Genomic DNA, 15286 nt, shown 5'->3' with positions numbered 1-15286 from the left:
GATTATCACTGCTGTCCTCTTACGGCCATCGTGCCCCAAAAGCAGCACCAGGATAAGTCTCACAAAACATTGCTATAGAGCTGGCTTGACCCTCCACACCTATCTACATATGCTCCCATTTGTCACGACACATTCGTGATCGGATTTGACGGTCCGGCTTCTAACGAGAGACGACGTACCCCTTGTACAGCCGCGTGGGCACCTTTGTGCCTGTAGTATGGCTTTATGGCGGCTGTGCGTGGGGCACCTTCGGGTGCGCCGGGTTTCTCGTTTCCGGTCCGTCAACCCGCGTACAGTTGCCACCCATTCGTTTGACGGCGTCTGGTGGCAGCCCAAAACGAGAGTCTGAATGATGAAAAACCCCACCAGCCACAAAGTCCTTTTCGGTCGCTACAGCGACACTGACGCCACACTTTTTAGCGTCAACACCGGTACTCCCCTAATAAATTTGCTTGAAAACGCGTCTATCGCCCTAGACTGCTCTTGCGCGCTAAACGAAGAGTTGGCCTGCGGAGACAGCGCCCATCGTCGTTCCTTGCAATGGGCGGCTCTGCAGTTGGACGAAATGGCCAAGGCCCTGATCGACGCAGCGGTGCTTGGAATACTTGCTGAGCAATCCGGGAGAGTTGAACGAACGCAATGATTACCACAAGCGCCAAGAGTCGGTCGTATCTCTGCAATACGACCTGAGCTCATCCAGCTTTCAGCCCCGAAAGCTGGCTGAAAGCTTCCCCCATTAGCATCGCCTCACCGCCGGCACCAGACCGGTCGGCCGGGACGTGCCCCACAGGCGCGCCCACGGCCCAATCAACAACAACAATGGTGATACCGATGTCCGCTACGACCCGCCTGTTCGCTGCAAATCCGCCCGTAACGCTCGCGATAGCCCCGCGCTGATCCCCCCAGCCGCTTCGCCTTTCCCTAGCCGCGTTACGTCCGGAGTACTCCCATGCTGACTTTCCTTGGCTTCGCCATGGTCATTACCTTCATGTACCTGATCATGACCAAGCGCCTGTCCGCGCTGATCGCCCTGATCATCGTGCCGATCCTCTTCGCCCTGTTCGGCGGTTTCGGGGGCACCATCGGCAAGATGATGATCGAAGGCATCACCAAACTCGCGCCGACCGGCGTGATGCTGATGTTCGCCATTCTCTATTTCGCCCTGATGATCGACTCCGGCCTGTTCGACCCGGCCGTGCGCAAGATTCTCAAGCTGGTCAAGGGCGACCCGCTGAAAGTTTCGGTCGGCACCGCGGTGCTGGCCCTGGTGGTCTCGCTCGACGGTGACGGCGCCACCACCTACATGATCTGCGTTGCCGCCATGCTGCCGCTGTACAGCCGCATCGGCATGAGCCCGCGGATCATGGCCGGGCTGATCATTCTCGCCGGCGGCGTGATGAACATGACCCCCTGGGGTGGCCCGACCGCCCGTGCCGCCAGTGCGCTGCACGTCGACCCGTCGGACATCTTCGTACCGATGATCCCGGCGATGTGCGCCGGCGTGCTGGCGATCCTGGTGATCGCCTACTTCTACGGCAAGCGCGAACGGGCCCGCCTGGGCGAGTTGCACATCCTCGGCGATGACATCGACCACAGCGAAATCAGCGTCTCGCAATTCCCCGAGGCGCGCCGGCCGAAACTGATCTGGTTCAACGGCGCCCTGACCCTGGGCCTGATGTGCGCACTGATCGCCGGCCTGCTGCCACTGCCGGTGCTGTTCATGGTCGCGTTCAGTATCGCCATGATCGTCAACTACCCTTGCCTGCAGCAGCAGAAGGATCGCATCGCCGCCCACGCCGGCAGCGTCCTGGCGGTGGTCGGGCTGATCTTCGCCGCGGGCATCTTCACCGGCATCCTGTCCGGTACCGGCATGGTCGACGCCATGTCCAAGAGCCTGCTGGCGGTGATCCCACCGGCACTCGGCCCGTACCTGGCGGTGATCACCGCACTGGCGAGCATGCCGTTCACCTTTTTCATGTCCAACGATGCGTTCTATTATGGCGTGCTGCCGGTACTGGCCGAAGCCGCCAGCCATTACGGCATCAGCGCCGTGGAAATGGCACGCGCCTCGATCGTCGGTCAGCCCGTCCACCTGTTGAGCCCACTGGTGCCGTCGACCTACCTGTTGGTGGCACTGGCCGGCATCGAATTCGGCGATCACCAGCGCTTCACCCTGAAATGGGCTGTACTGGTGTGTCTGTGCATACTGGTGGGCGCACTGCTGCTGGGGACATTCCCGCTCTTCGGCAGTCTATAACGACAACGATTCACCGCCAGCCCGGCGAGCGCCGCAGGGCTGGCCCAACACACGAGCAAAGGAACACACATGGATTGGCTGACCAACCCGGAAATCTGGGTGGCCTTCTTCACCCTGACCGCCCTGGAGATCGTCCTGGGCATCGACAACATCATCATGATCTCGATCCTGGTCAGCCGCATGCCCAAGCATATGCAGCAGCGCACCCGGATCTTCGGCCTGGCCCTGGCGATGATCACGCGGATCATGCTGCTGCTGTCGATCACCTGGGTCATGCGCCTGACCGCCGACCTGTTCGTGGTCTTCGGCCAGGGCATCTCCGGACGCGACCTGATCCTGTTCTTCGGCGGCCTGTTCCTGCTGTGGAAAAGCTCCCAGGAGATCTACCACGGCCTGGAAGGTGAGGACGAGACCGCCGACGACGAGCCCAAGGGCAAGGGCGGCAACTTCCTCTACACCATCATCCAGATCGCGATCATCGACATCGTGTTCTCCCTGGACTCGGTGATCACCGCCGTCGGCATGGTTTCCCATGTGCCGGTGATGGTCGCGGCCATCGTGGTGGCGGTGCTGGTGATGATGCTGGCCTCCAAGTCCATCGGCGACTTCATCGACAAGCATCCGTCGCTGAAGATGCTCGCGCTGTCGTTCCTGATCGTGGTCGGTACCGTGCTGATCGCCGAGGCCTTCGAAGTGCACGTACCCAAAGGCTATGTCTACTTCGCCATGGCGTTCTCGCTGGCCGTGGAGGCGATCAACATCAAGATGCGCACCGCGATGGCGAAAAAGAAGGCACAGAAGGATCCGGTGAAACTGCGCAAGGACATTCCGGGTCAATAAACCCGCAGCGCACCGAAGAAACAGGAAAGGGGCCCATGCATGGCCCCTTTCTTGCTTTTCATTCATGACAGTTTTGTTTCAGAAATGGCGACAGCCATGCGATGCTGGCGCTTGTCCCGATAGCCGGCTACAGCTTAAGGACAAGACGTAGAAAGGCACGCGATACCTTCAACTTGCCCCTCTGGGGCACCGGCATCCCAGGGGGCCCGACATGCTGACCCTGCTCAATCTGCTTTCCGCCGTGACCCTGCTGATCTGGGGCACGCACATCGTCCGCACCGGCATCCTGCGGGTCTACGGCTCCAACCTGCGCCAGGTGATCGGCCAGAACATGGCCAGGCGCCCGCTGGCCTTCGTCGCCGGCATTCTGGTCACCGCCCTGGTGCAGAGCAGCAACGCCACGGCGATGCTGGTGACCTCCTTCGTCGGCCAGGGCCTGATGGCATTGACCCCGGCCCTGGCAACCATGCTCGGTGCCGACGTCGGTACCGCGCTGATGGCCCGGGTGCTGACCTTCGACCTGTCCTGGCTGTCGCCGCTGCTGATCTTCCTGGGGGTGATCTTCTTCCTCTCGCGCAAGCAGACCCGCGCCGGTCAGCTCGGCCGTGTCGGCATCGGCCTGGGGCTGATCATCCTCGCCCTGCAACTGATCGTCGAAGCCGCCGCACCGATCACCCACGCCCAGGGCGTGAAGGTGGTGTTCGCTTCACTGACCGGCGATATCCTGCTCGATGCCCTGGTCGGCGCGCTGTTCGCGATGATTTCCTACTCCAGCCTCGCCGCCGTGCTACTCACCGCGACCCTGGCCGGTGCCGGGGTGATCGGCCTGCCGGTGGCCATCGGCCTGGTGATCGGCGCCAACATCGGCAGCGGCGTGCTGGCCTTCCTCAGTACCAGCATGCAGAACGCCGCCGGCCGCCAGGTCGCGCTCGGCAGCCTGCTGTACAAGCTGATCGGCCTGCTGCTGATCATTCCCGTGCTGACCCCGCTGGTGAACTGGCTCGACGGCCTGGACTTCAGCCCGCAGGAAACGGTGATCGGCTTTCATCTGCTCTACAACACCGTGCGCTGCCTGATCCTGCTGCCCAGCGTCGGACCGATGGCGCGGCTGTGCGCCTGGCTGCTGCCGGAACAACCGGAAACCAACGGCAAGCTCAAGCCCCGCCATCTCGACCTGGCGGCCCTCGCCACCCCCGGCCTGGCGCTGTCCAACGCCGCCCGCGAAACCCTGCGCATCGGCGACCTGATCGACAGCATGCTCGCCGCCATGCTCGACGTGCTGCGCGGCAAGCAGACCGCCGTGGCCATCGAGATGCGCCGCCTGAGCGATGACGTCGAAGTGCTCTACAGTGCGGTCAAGCTCTACCTGGCGCAGATGCCGCGCGAGGACCTGGGCGAACAGGACAGCCGGCGCTGGGCGGAGATCATCGAGCTGGCAATCAACCTTAAACTGGCAGCCGACCTGATCGAACGCATGCTGCGCAAGGTCCAGCAACAGAAGACCGCCAAGCGCCGCTCGTTTTCCGAGGATGGCCTGGAGGAACTGGCCGGCCTGCACAGCCAACTGATCGACAACCTGCGCCTGGGCCTGTCGGTGTTCCTCAGTTCCGACCCGGAAAGCGCCCGGCAACTGCTGCGGGAAAAACGCCGGTTCCGCGCCCAGGAGCGACGCCTGGCCCACGCCCACGTCAGCCGCCTGCAACGAAAGATCGTACAGAGTATCGAGACCAGTTCCCTGCATCTGGAGCTGATTGCCGACATGAAGCGTTTGAATTCGTTATTCTGCAGCAGCGCCTACGTGGTCCTGGAAACCTCCGAGACCGGGGCGCTGGCCTCGGAAGAAACAGCCGATATCACCCACTCGCCCTGAACGTCCACGGTTCGACCGTTGTCTGTGCGTAGGAACCCGTCCGCGGAAATTGGTTATGCGTTGCCTGCTGTTCGTTTGCCTGCTGTTCACGCTGATCCCCGCCCAGGCCCTTGATCGCTTCCAGGTCGAGGGCTACCAGTTACCCAACGGCCTGCAACTGCTGCTCAAACCGGGCAGCGAGCGTGGGCACGTGTCGATCCGGTTGGTGGTGGGCGTCGGTTTCGACGATTTCGCCTGTGCCGACAAGGAACTGCCGCACCTGCTCGAACACCTGCTGTTCAGCGGTATCGACGCCAGCGGCGAAGGCGGCCTGGAAGAACGCATGCAGGCCCTGGGCGGCGAATGGAACGCCTATACCAGTGACGCCGACACCACCTTCGTGATCGAGGCGCCGGCCGCCAACCAGCGCAGGATTCTCGACCTGCTGCTCGCCGTGCTGACCAGAACCCGCTTCAGCGATGCCGATATCGCCGCCGCCAAGCAAGTGGTCGAGCGCGAGGACGGCGGGCATTACTCGCACCTGCAACGCTGGCTGGACATTCAGCAGACCGGCCATCGCAGCAGCGAGCAGCTGGCCGTGGAGCTCGGGCTGAAATGCCGCGAGCGGGCAGGGGTCGCGGACCTCACCCGGGAACAGCTGGAGGCGCTGCGCAAGAACTGGTACGCACCGAACAACATGACCCTGATCATGGTCGGCGAGCTTGACCGCCTGCTGCCGGCCTATCTGGATCGGACCTTCGGCGCACTGGAGCCGGTGGAGCCCAACGATCACCTGCCGCTGCCGCAGATCCTGCACCATGCCGCCGCCGAGCGGGACCTGATCCGTGGCTGGGTCGGCAACGGCGCGAAGATCCATTGGCTGTTTCCCGAACCGGCACTGGAAGACCAGCCCGACGCGGCCGTCGACCTGCTCAAGGACTACCTGGACTGGGCGCTGTATCGCCAGTTACGCCTGGCCCACAGCCTGTCCTACGGGCCCTGGAGCGAGCGCGAAGTGCTCGGTGGCGTCGGTTTCTTCAGCCTCAATGCCGATGTCGAGCGGGACAATCTGGGCCAGGCCAGACAGGTGCTGGCCGACCTGAAGGCGCAGTTGCTCAGGGACGGCCTCGACCCGGCCACCTTCGCCCGCCTGCAGCAGGCCGCGATCGCCCGCCAGGCCTGGGCGGTGCAGGGCAACAGTGCGTTGGCCGACTATTACTGGGGCGCCCTGGGCGATTACGAGGACGGCCACTTCAGCAACCCGGCCAAGGCCCTGCAGGCGGTGACTCTCAAGCAGGCCAACCAGGCCCTGCGCAAACTGTTCGAACAACCGGGCTACCTGCGGGTCGAGAAGCCGCTGCTCAGCTATGACCAACTGATGTGGCTGGGTGCCAGCCTGCTGGCATTGCTGGTGCTGATTCCCCTGGGATGGCGGGCCTGGCGCCGGCGCTAGCCGCACCCCTGGCAGGAGCGGGCGTGTCCGCGAAAGCGCCCCCGAGGCCGCCAAGGGCTTCGCGGGCAAGTCCGCTCCCACCAAAGGGGCCTCCAGGGGTGCTGTCAGGCAGCGGGATCGCTCCCATCCCTGGCACTAAAACTGTATTGTGTCGGGCCATTTCGCACCCCAGTCCAGTGAACCACCGCATGACCAAGCTGACCCTTCTCATCCAGCGCGTCCTCGAACTGATGAAGCGTTACCCGGGAGCCATCGCCGCCTTCGGCTTCTGCTCGGGGATCGCCAGCTTCATCCTGGTCGACCGCCAGCAGAGCAAGGCCAGCCTGATCGCCATCGTGCTGTTGCTGAGCTGGGTCTGGCTGATGCTGGAAAACACCCTGACCCAACTGTTCAGCCGCCTGTTCAAGCGCGAAATCCCCGAACCGCTGCTGCGCTACGCCACGCAACTGATCCACCAGGAAAGCCTGTTCTTCGTCCTGCCGTTCTTCTTCATCACCACCACCTGGAACAGCGGCCAACTGATCTTCACCAGCCTGCTCGGCGCCGCGGCACTGGTGTCGATCACCGACCCGCTGTATTACAAATGGCTGGCGCCCAAGCGCTGGCTGCTGCTCGGCCTGCACACCCTGACGCTGTTCGCCGCCATGCTCACGGCGCTGCCGATCATCCTTCACCTGACCACCGCCGAAAGCTACAAGCTGGCCCTGGGTACCGCGCTGCTGCTGTCGATTCCGAGCCTGGCGGTGAGCCTGCCGCTGCGCAACCTGCGCGGCTGGCTGATGCTGGTCTGCGTGACCCTGGCCATCGGCGGTGCCGGCTGGCTGCTGCGCTCCTGGGTGCCACCGGCGACCCTGTGGATGACCGAAGTCGCGGTGACCCCGCAACTGCAGGACCGCACCCCCGGCGCCAGCCTGGAGCAGGTGGACGCCGCCCAGGTGCGCAGCGCCGGCCTCTATGCCTACACCTCGATCAACGCGCCACGGGGGCTGGATGAGCGGATCTACCATGTCTGGGAGTTCAACGGCCGTGAAGTCGACCGGATCGCCCTGGACATCCATGGCGGGCGCAAGGAGGGCTACCGGGCCTGGACCCACAAGCAGAACTTCCCCGCCGATCCCAGCGGCAGCTGGCTGGTACGGGTGCTGACCGAGGACGGGCAGATGCTCGGCGTGCTGCGTTTCGAGATCACCGGTCCGGCAAAGACCGCACAAGGGTCCTAGTGATGGATCAGGCTATCGTGCTATTACAGTGGTTTGCGTAAACGCCTGTTAAGCCCGGAAGCCCATGATCATCAGCACGACGGCCGGCAACGCCCAGCTGGACACCTCGACGAGCCCCGCACGGCTGCGGATCAGCGGTGACTGGACGCTGGCCCACTACAGCGTCCTGAAACGCCGCAGCGCCGAGCTGCTCGGCCACTATGACGCGAGCACCACCGTCGACCTGGACCAGTTGAGCGCCCTCGACACCGCCGGCGCCTCGCTGCTGGTGGAGCTGCTGGGCGCCCAGCGCCTCGGGCAACTGGCCGAGCACAGCGAACACCTGTCCGCCGCCGACCGCGCGCTGTTGCAGACCGTCTACTGCTCGCTGACCGACTTCTGCGTCCCGGTCAGGGAGCCGGAACAGGCCGCCGGCATGCAACTGCTCGAACGGATCGGCCGGGCCGTCGACCAGGTCTGGCAGGACACCCGGCAACTGCTCGGTTTCATCGGCCTGATCCTCGAAACCCTCGCTCGCGGTCTGCTGCGACCCTCGCGCTGGCGGCTCACGCCGATGGTCGCGCATATCGAGCAGACCGGCCTCGACGCCGCCCCGATCATCGCCCTGCTGACCTTCCTGGTCGGTGCCGTGGTGGCGTTTCTCGGCGCGACGGTGCTGGCCAGTTTCGGCGCCAGCATCTTTACCGTGGACCTGGTGGCGTTCTCCTTCCTGCGTGAATTCGGCGTACTGCTGACCGCGATCCTGATGGCCGGCCGTACCGCCAGCGCCTTTACCGCCCAGATCGGCTCGATGAAAGCCAACGAGGAGATCGACGCCATTCGCACCCTCGGCCTGGACCCCATGGAACTGCTGGTGCTGCCACGGGTGCTGGCACTGCTGATCGCCCTGCCGATGCTGACGTTCCTCGCCATGCTCTGCGGGATCGTCGGCGGAGGCGTGGTCTGCGCGCTGTCGCTGGGGATTTCGCCGGCGATGTTCCTGTCCCTGCTGCAGGCCGACATCGGCCTCCAGCATTTCCTGGTCGGCCTGGTGAAGGCTCCGTTCTTCGCCTTCCTGATCGCCGCGGTGGGTTGCCTGGAGGGCTTCAAGGTCAGCGGCAGCGCCGAATCGGTCGGGGCCCACACCACCTCCAGCGTGGTCCAGTCGATCTTCATCGTGATCGTGCTCGACGCCGTCGCCGCGCTGTTTTTCATGGAGATGGGCTGGTGAGCCGGGTAGCAAGGCCGCCCAGCGAGGCGGTGATCCAGGTTCGCGGGCTGTGCAACCGCTTCGGTGCGCAGAGCGTCCACGAAAATCTCGATCTCGACCTGTACAAGGGCGAGATCATGGCGGTGGTCGGCGGCTCCGGCACCGGCAAGTCGGTGCTGATGCGCAGCATCATCGGCCTGCGCCGGCCCAGCGACGGCCAGGTACGGGTGTTCGGCCAGGACCTGCCGAGTCTGCCGGAACAGGCCCGTTCGCAGGTCGAGCGGCGCTTTGGCGTGCTGTTCCAGCAGGGTGCGCTGTTTTCCTCGCTGACCGTGGTGGAAAACGTCGCCCTGCCACTGATCGAACACGCCGGCCTCAGCCGCGCCGACGCCGAACACCTGGCCTGCGTGAAACTGGCGCTGTCCGGCCTGCCGCTGTCGGCCGCCAACAAATACCCGGCGTCGCTGTCCGGTGGCATGATCAAGCGTGCCGCCCTGGCTCGCGCACTGGCCCTGGACCCGGACATCCTGTTCCTCGACGAGCCCACCGCCGGCCTCGACCCGATCGGTGCCGCCGCCTTCGACCAGTTGATCCTGACCCTGCGCGACGCCCTCGGCCTGAGCGTGTTCCTCATCACCCATGACCTGGACACCCTCTACACCATCACCGACCGGGTCGCAGTGCTGGCGCAGAAACGCGTGCTGGTGGCCGACGCCATCGACCGGGTCGCCGAAACCGACGACCCCTGGATTCACGAATACTTCCACGGCCCGCGGGGCCGCGCCGCCTTTGACGCGGCCACACCGCTCAAGGAGGGATGAGATGGAAACCCGTGCCCATCATGTGATGATCGGCCTGTTCAGCGTACTGGTGGTGCTCGGCGCGCTGCTCTTCGGCCTGTGGCTGGCCAAGTCCAGCGTCGACACCGCGTTCAAGGACTACGAAGTGGTCTTCAACGAGGCGGTCAGCGGCCTGTCCCGCGGCAGCCCGGTGCAGTACAGCGGGATCAAGGTCGGCGACGTGCTGCAACTGAGCCTCGACCCGAAAGATCCGCGGCGGGTACTGGCGCGCATCCGCCTGGTCGGCGACACCCCGATCAAGGAAGACACCCGGGCCAAGCTGGCGTTGACCGGGATCACCGGTACCTCGCTGATCCAGCTCAGCGGCGGTACCCCGCAGAGCCCCGAACTCAAGGGCAAGGACGGCAGGCTGCCGGAGATCATCGCCACACCGTCGCCGATTTCCCGCCTGCTCAGCGACAGCAGCGACCTGATGAGCGGCATCAACGTGCTGCTGCACAATGCCAATGAGCTGTTCTCCCAGCAGAACGTCGAGAACGTCAGCAAGACCCTGGACAACCTGCAACAGACCACCGGTGCCATCGCCGGCCAGCGCGACGACATCCGCCAGGTGCTGCAGCAGATGACCCAGGTCGGCAAGCAGGTCAGCGGTACCCTGGAGCAGACTTCGCAACTGATGCGCAACGCCAACAACCTGCTCGACAAGCAGGGCACCCAGGCCCTGGGCAGCGCCGAGCGGGCCATGCAGTCGCTGGAACGCAGCAGCGCGACCCTCGACAAACTGCTCGCCAGCAACCAGGACTCGGTCAACAGCGGCCTGCAAGGGCTCAACGAACTGGCGCCGGCGATCCGCGAGCTGCGTGAAACCCTGAGCAGCCTGCGCACCGTCTCGCAGCGCCTGAACGCCAACCCCAGCGGCTACCTGCTGGGCCGTGACAAGAACAAGGAATTCACTCCATGAGGCTTGCCCGTCGTGCCCTGAGTTACCTGACCCTGATCGCCGGCCTGACCCTGGGCAGCGCCTGCTCGATCCTGCCCGAAGCCGAGCCGGTGGACGTCTATCGGCTGCCGACCGCGCAGGGCAGCCAGGCGGCGTCTGCCGTCCAACCGGTCGAGTGGTCGTTGCGGATCGCCAAGCCGATTGCCGGCGAGGCCCTGAACAGCCCGAATATCGCCGTGGTGCCCCAGGGTGACCTGCTCAGCCACTACAAGGCCTCGCGCTGGAGCGACCCGGCCCCGGTGCTGCTGCGCAACCGCCTGCTCGACGCCTTCCAGCGTGATGGCCGGGTGCGCCTGCTGAGCACCGACGACAGCAACCTGCGCGCGGATTTCGAGCTGGGCGGTGAGTTGCAGGCATTCCAGACCGAGTATCACGGGCAGGACGCCGAGGTGGTGATCCGTTTCGATGCCCGGCTGGTGCGCGACAGCGACCAGCGGATTCTCGCCAGCCGGCGCTTCGAGGTGCGCCAGCCGCTGGGCGACAAGCAGGTACCCGCCGTGGTGGCCGGCTTTGGTCAGGCCGGGGACAAGCTGACGGGGCAGGTGATCGGCTGGGCGGTGCAGCAGGGCGGGATTTCAGCCAGACACTAGAAATTGCTTCGCGGGCTTGCCCGCGGACAGGGCTTCAGCCTCAGCCAAAGAACCAGTAGCAAACCCCGATCGCCGCCACCACCCCGGCCAGCTCTGCCAGCAGGGCACAGCCCACCGCATGACGGGCGCGCTGGATGTTCACCGCGCCGAAGTACACCGCCAGCACATAGAAGGTGGTCTCGGTGCTGCCCTGGATGGTCGCCGCCGCCAGCGCCGGGAAGCTGTCCACGCCCTGGGTCTTCATGGTTTCGATCAGCATCGCCCGGGCGGCACTGCCGGAGAACGGCTTGACCATCGCCGTCGGCAGCGCATCGACGAAACGCGTGTCCCAACCGGCCCACTGCACCAGGTGGCGAATGCCGTCGAGGCCGAAATCCAGCGCACCGGAGGCCCGCAGCACACCGATGGCGCAGAGCATCGCCACCAGGTACGGCAGCAGATTCTTCGCCACGTCGAAACCTTCCTTCGCGCCCTCGACGAAGGCCTCGTAGACCTTCACCTTGCGCAAGGCACCGATCACCAGGAACAGCATGATCAGGCCAAACAGCGTCAGGTTGCCAAGAATCGACGACAGGCTCGCCAGCGCCGTGGCCGACAACCCGGCCAGCACCGCCATGAAACCGCCGAGGAGCAACGCCCCGGCACCAGGTAGGCCAGCACCACCGGGTCCCACAGGCGCAGGCGCTGCACCAGCGCCACCGACAGCAGGCCGACCAGGGTCGAGGCACTGGTCGCCAGCAGGATCGGCAGGAACACCAGGGTCGGGTCCGGTGCGCCCTGCTGGGCGCGGTACATGAAGATGGTCACCGGCAGCAGGGTCAGCGACGAAGCGTTGAGCACCAGGAACAGGATCTGCGCATTGCTCGCCACGGTCTGGCTCGGGTTGAGCTCCTGCAGCGCGCGCATGGCCTTGAGCCCGATGGGCGTGGCGGCGTTGTCCAGGCCCAGGCCGTTGGCGGCGAAGTTGAGGGTGATCAGGCCGATGGCCGGGTGGCCGCGCGGCACTTCCGGCATCAGCCGGCTGAACAGCGGCCCGAGGGCCTTGGCCAGCCAGTCGACGATCCCGGCCTTTTCGGCGATGCGCAGGAAGCCGAGCCAGAGCGTCAGGGTGCCGAACAGCAGGACCATGACCTCCACCGACAGCTTGGCCATGGCGAAGATGCTTTCAACCATGCTGGCGAAGATCGCGTGATTGTCACCCACCAGCCATTGCGCCAGCGCCGAAACGGTCGCCACCACGAAAAAGCCAAGCCACAGGCCATTGAGCATCGGGAAAACTCCTTGAAGATGCGGCGAATGATAGCGGTCGGGCCAGAAACAACAAACCCCGGAAAGTCCGGGGTTCGTTGTTCGGTGAGGTGTTCCCACGCGGAGCGTGGGAACAATCGGGGGGTCAGGCCTTGCTGCGCCAGTGCGGCAGCGAGTTCCAGTAGCGCTCGCCCTTGGCCTCGTCATACAGACCTTCCCAACGGGCGATGACCAGGGCGGCCAGGGCGTTGCCGATCACGTTCAGGGCGGTACGCGCCATGTCCATGATGCGGTCGACACCGGCGATGAAGGCCAGGCCCTCCAGCGGAATGCCGACGCTGCCCAGGGTCGCCAGCAGCACCACGAAGGACACGCCCGGTACGCCGGCGATGCCCTTGGAGGTGACCATGAGGGTCACCACCAGCAACAGTTGCTGGCCGACGGACATGTCGATGCCGTAGAGCTGGGCGATGAAGATCGCCGCGATGCTCTGGTACAGGGTCGAACCGTCGAGGTTGAACGAGTAGCCGGTCGGCACCACGAAGCTGCAGATGGCCTTTGGCGCACCATAGGCTTCCATCTTCTCGATGATCCGCGGCAGGGCGGTTTCCGAGCTGGCGGTGGAATAGGCCAGGATCAGCTCGTCCTTGAAGATGCGCATCAGCCGGATCACCGAGAAACCGAACAGGCGGGCGATCAGGCCGAGCACCACGAAGGCGAACAGGAGGACGGCGACGTAGACCAGCACCACCAGCTTGGCCAGTGGCAGCAGCGAGGCGAAGCCGAAATTGGCCACGGTCACGGCGATCAGGGCGAACACACCGATCGGCGCGTAGTTCATGATCATGTGGGTGACCTTGAACATGGTTTCCGACACACCCTGGAACATTTTCACCAGCGGGTCGCGCAGCTCGGCCTGCAGGCTCGACAGACCGAGGCCGAAAATCACCGAGAAGAAGATGATCGGCAGCATCTCGCCACGGGCCATGGCCGCGATGATGTTCGACGGGATCAGGTTGAGGATGGTCTCGATGAACGCATGCTCGTGCTGTACTTCGGCGACAGTGGCCTTGTACTTGGAGATGTCCACGGTGCCCAGGGTGCTCATGTCGATGCCGGCGCCCGGGTGGACCACGTTGGCCAGCACCAGGCCGACGAGAATGGCGATGGTGGTGACGACCTCGAAGTAGATGATGGTCTTGAGGCCGATACGCCCCAGCTGCTTGGCGTCACCGACGCCGGCGATGCCGACCACCAGCGAGGAAATGACGATCGGGATCACGATCATCTTGATCAGGCGGATGAAGATATCGCCTGCCGGTTGCAGCACGTTACTGATCCACCAGGCCTTTTCCGCACTGAAATGGTTGAGCAGCGCACCGAGTGCAATCCCCAGTACCAGACCGATGAGGATCTGCCAGGCGAGGCTGAGCTTTGCCTTCTTCATCTTGTTACCCTTACTTCAAGTGGACTCGGGCCAATGCGTCCTGCCCGCACGCCCAGGCATGCGGGAAGTCCCCATCTGCCCCCCATGGAAGGTCACCGCCAGCAGGCCGGGAAGCTCGCTGGCTGGCAAAAAAGGGCGCAACTATTGCGGCGCGGGGATGGCACGTCTAATGCCGTAACCGTCTACCCCATGCCGAATCGGCATAACTTTTGTCCGACAATAGCTCATATCAAGGGGAGGCAAACAGGTCATTTCCGCCGCCATGATGGCCGTAATCCGGCCATCGCAGAGCGATTAGTATCGCTCGGCAAATGAGTAGGACAGCCTGGGAGTTTTCGAAAAACCCTACAGAATCGGGATTTGACCGGTACGACGGAAAAGGTTTTTCTGGATGTACGGTCAAGACTGGATTGGATCCGATACTAATCCGCACTTCATGTCCAAACGACATAAGACGACAGCAGTGGCAAACCGCAGGGACCGCCCCACGGCTTGCCGACTGCCGCCTTCGCCTGACCCGGCCCTTGCGCAGGTACTCCCTGTACCCGTAGGTCGCTCCGATCCTCAAGCAATCAGAGCATCCCGGCCCCCTGGTCATGCATTCGCCGTCCTCGGGCGATGCAGGGGTAGAAGCCCTCGACGGGCTCCTGCTCTTTCACTCTCTCGAACTCAGTACCAGTTCGGGTCCTTCTTCAGTTGCTCCCTCAACAGCCCCTGCATGCCTTCGTCCGGCTTGCCGAGGAAGCGATAGTCGGCATGGCGGGTTGGCGACTTGTCGGCCGGCAGGCCCGCAGGCACTTCCACCAGCATCGCGTAGGCGTGCTTCCTGTCGAAGCTGAAGGCGACGATCAGGCGCTTGTTGCGGCAACTGTCCGCGGTCTCGCAGAGCGGGCCGACCAGATACTGGTCGCCATCCTCTTCAACCGCAGTCATCTGTTCGGAACTGCCCGACAGGTTCATCACCCACTCGGGCAGGCGTTCCTCCTTGCGCACGACGTCCTGCCAGGCTTCGCGGTACTCGGGCGACGAACTCAGCAGTTCGTTGACCCGCGCCTGGCCGTCGTTGGCCGCCAGCGCCATGGCGCTGCTGCCCAGCAGCAGGGCAGCGGCCATGGTTTTCAGGGTTGGCTTGAACATGTTCAGCCTCGACCGCGACGACCGAACAGGAACGAAGCGATGAACATCACCAGGAACACGACAAAGAGAATCTTGGCGATACCTGTGGCGGTGCCGGCGATACCACCGAAGCCCAGTACCGCGGCGACAATGGCAATGATCAGGAATGTGATTGCCCAACTCAGCATGATGACTCTCCTTACCTTGGTCCTGCGATGTGTGGCTGTTGCCTTTACTGCGGGTTGTCACGCCAGGCCCGATGGCCGGCGCGTCCTGC

The 15286-nt window shown here is 64.1% G+C and carries 13 protein-coding genes and 1 pseudogene; 10 read left to right on the top strand and 4 right to left on the bottom strand.

Going from position 1 to position 15286, the window contains the following annotated elements:
* Nucleotides 1–349 precede the first annotated feature (349 nt).
* From ACZ5KU_RS00520 to ACZ5KU_RS00475, 10 genes are all read left to right on the top strand, one after another.
* Nucleotides 350–643, top strand: coding sequence for a DUF3077 domain-containing protein (locus tag ACZ5KU_RS00520; protein WP_464736709.1), 294 nt, complete (start codon nucleotides 350–352; stop codon nucleotides 641–643).
* 306 nt (nucleotides 644–949) lie between these two features.
* Nucleotides 950–2257, top strand: a complete 1308-nt coding sequence (locus ACZ5KU_RS00515; RefSeq protein ID WP_054059149.1) for a CitMHS family transporter — start codon at nucleotides 950–952, stop codon at nucleotides 2255–2257.
* A gap of 69 nt (nucleotides 2258–2326) precedes the next feature.
* Nucleotides 2327–3097 (top strand): TerC family protein, encoded by a 771-nt coding sequence (locus tag ACZ5KU_RS00510; RefSeq protein ID WP_054059150.1) that lies wholly within the window; start codon nucleotides 2327–2329, stop codon nucleotides 3095–3097.
* A 211-nt stretch (nucleotides 3098–3308) separates the two neighbouring features.
* Nucleotides 3309–4967 carry a Na/Pi cotransporter family protein gene (locus ACZ5KU_RS00505; protein ID WP_054059151.1) on the top strand — a complete coding sequence of 553 codons (1659 nt, stop codon included), beginning with the start codon at nucleotides 3309–3311 and terminating at the stop codon, nucleotides 4965–4967.
* A gap of 55 nt (nucleotides 4968–5022) precedes the next feature.
* Complete coding sequence (locus tag ACZ5KU_RS00500) at nucleotides 5023–6399, top strand: M16 family metallopeptidase (RefSeq protein ID WP_054063370.1); 1377 nt, start codon at nucleotides 5023–5025, stop codon at nucleotides 6397–6399.
* Nucleotides 6400–6587: 188 nt separating this feature from the next.
* A complete protein-coding gene (locus ACZ5KU_RS00495) occupies nucleotides 6588–7619 on the top strand; it encodes a DUF5924 family protein (RefSeq protein WP_464736708.1) in 1032 nt (343 codons plus the stop codon).
* A 64-nt stretch (nucleotides 7620–7683) separates the two neighbouring features.
* Nucleotides 7684–8829 carry an MlaE family lipid ABC transporter permease subunit gene (locus ACZ5KU_RS00490; protein WP_464736707.1) on the top strand — a complete coding sequence of 382 codons (1146 nt, stop codon included), beginning with the start codon at nucleotides 7684–7686 and terminating at the stop codon, nucleotides 8827–8829.
* Complete coding sequence (locus ACZ5KU_RS00485; RefSeq protein WP_054059155.1) at nucleotides 8826–9629, top strand: ABC transporter ATP-binding protein; 804 nt, start codon at nucleotides 8826–8828, stop codon at nucleotides 9627–9629. The genes ACZ5KU_RS00490 and ACZ5KU_RS00485 overlap by 4 nt, the downstream gene beginning before the upstream one ends.
* Nucleotide 9630: 1 nt before the next feature.
* The gene (locus tag ACZ5KU_RS00480) at nucleotides 9631–10569 is read left to right on the top strand and encodes an MlaD family protein (protein ID WP_054059156.1); all 939 of its coding nucleotides are present in this window, start codon (nucleotides 9631–9633) and stop codon (nucleotides 10567–10569) included.
* Entirely contained in the window at nucleotides 10566–11198 is a 633-nt protein-coding gene (locus ACZ5KU_RS00475; protein ID WP_054059157.1) for an ABC-type transport auxiliary lipoprotein family protein, read from the top strand. The genes ACZ5KU_RS00480 and ACZ5KU_RS00475 overlap by 4 nt, the downstream gene beginning before the upstream one ends.
* A 40-nt stretch (nucleotides 11199–11238) precedes the next feature.
* Here ACZ5KU_RS00475 and ACZ5KU_RS00470 read toward each other — a convergent pair.
* The 4 genes and pseudogenes from ACZ5KU_RS00470 to ACZ5KU_RS00455 form a co-directional block, all read right to left on the bottom strand.
* A pseudogene (locus ACZ5KU_RS00470) lies at nucleotides 11239–12467 on the bottom strand (nucleoside recognition domain-containing protein).
* A 124-nt stretch (nucleotides 12468–12591) separates the two neighbouring features.
* Complete coding sequence (gene gltP / locus ACZ5KU_RS00465) at nucleotides 12592–13893, bottom strand: glutamate/aspartate:proton symporter GltP (protein ID WP_054059159.1); 1302 nt, start codon at nucleotides 13891–13893, stop codon at nucleotides 12592–12594.
* 669 nt (nucleotides 13894–14562) lie between these two features.
* Entirely contained in the window at nucleotides 14563–15030 is a 468-nt protein-coding gene (locus ACZ5KU_RS00460; protein ID WP_054063373.1) for an inhibitor of vertebrate lysozyme family protein, read from the bottom strand.
* 2 nt (nucleotides 15031–15032) lie between these two features.
* A complete protein-coding gene (locus ACZ5KU_RS00455) occupies nucleotides 15033–15197 on the bottom strand; it encodes a DUF1328 domain-containing protein (protein ID WP_017902664.1) in 165 nt (54 codons plus the stop codon).
* Between the last annotated feature and the right edge of the window lie 89 nt (nucleotides 15198–15286).

The organism is Pseudomonas sp. Tof1, assembly GCF_055390395.1.
This window is presented reverse-complemented; position numbering and strand designations above follow the sequence as displayed.